This is a genomic window from Collinsella sp. LCP21S3_A9 (assembly GCF_052118785.1).
Taxonomy (GTDB): Bacteria; Actinomycetota; Coriobacteriia; order Coriobacteriales; family Coriobacteriaceae; genus Collinsella.
In genome coordinates this window covers 1-825 of the sequence record NZ_JBQKGN010000060.1, presented here as the reverse complement: position 1 = coordinate 825, position 825 = coordinate 1, and the positions used below count along the sequence as shown (strand labels likewise).

General features: G+C 65.1%; 1 protein-coding gene. It reads left to right on the top strand.

Features of this window, described 5'->3' with window-relative positions; all coding sequences use genetic code 11:
• Positions 1-124: 124 nt before the first annotated feature.
• Positions 125-825 (top strand): IS21-like element helper ATPase IstB (istB, locus tag ACTQ05_RS09540; protein ID WP_441538973.1); only part of this gene is annotated, 701 nt, incomplete at its 3' end.

The following is an 825-nucleotide window of genomic DNA, read 5'->3' as shown; positions in this document are numbered from 1 at the left end:
AGATCAATTATACAGAAGAGCACTACGTGGAGGCCATGGCGGATAAGGCCTGGGCGGCCGACGAGGACATACGCGAGCAGGCGCGGGCGAACCTGGAGCTGCTCGGGCGGATGGGAGGAAAGTGATGGCGGATCCCGCGATCGAGGCCAGCCCCTACGTGAGGGCACAGAACAACCTGGGGACGCTGGGGCTGCACGAGATGTCGGCGCTTTTGCCCGACTACATGCGGATGGTGTCGGAGGGCGATGCGGACTTCTGCTCCGCGGTGGCGCAGATGACGCAGGTCGAGGTGGAGGCCAGGACGCAGAGGATCACGAGGCTGCGGATACGCTCGTCGGGGTTCCCGTGCGTGAAGACGCTGGCGGACTTCGACTGGTCCTTCCAGCCCTCCGTGCCCAGGCCCCTGGTTGAGGAGCTGGCGACGCTGAGGTTCGTGGACAGGGCCGAGAACGTGCTGCTGGTGGGCAGCCCCGGCGTGGGCAAGACCCACCTCGCCACCGCGATCGGCATAGAGGCCGTGAAGGCCGGCAAGGAGGTGAGGTTCATAGACTGCGCCAGGCTCGTGGACGACCTGAAGGACGCCCAGTCCAGGGGGATACTCAAGAAGAGGCTGAAGTACTACGCCCACTCGAAGCTGCTCATCATCGACGAGCTGGGCTACCTGGACATCGACGAGGGCGGCGCCGACCTGCTGTTCCAGCTGGTGAGCACCCGCTACGAGCAGCGGTCCACGATCATCACCACCAACGTTGGCATAACGGGATGGGCGAAGGTGTTCGGCGACGAGGTGGCCGCCAGCGCCATCGCCGACAGGATCTGCCACCA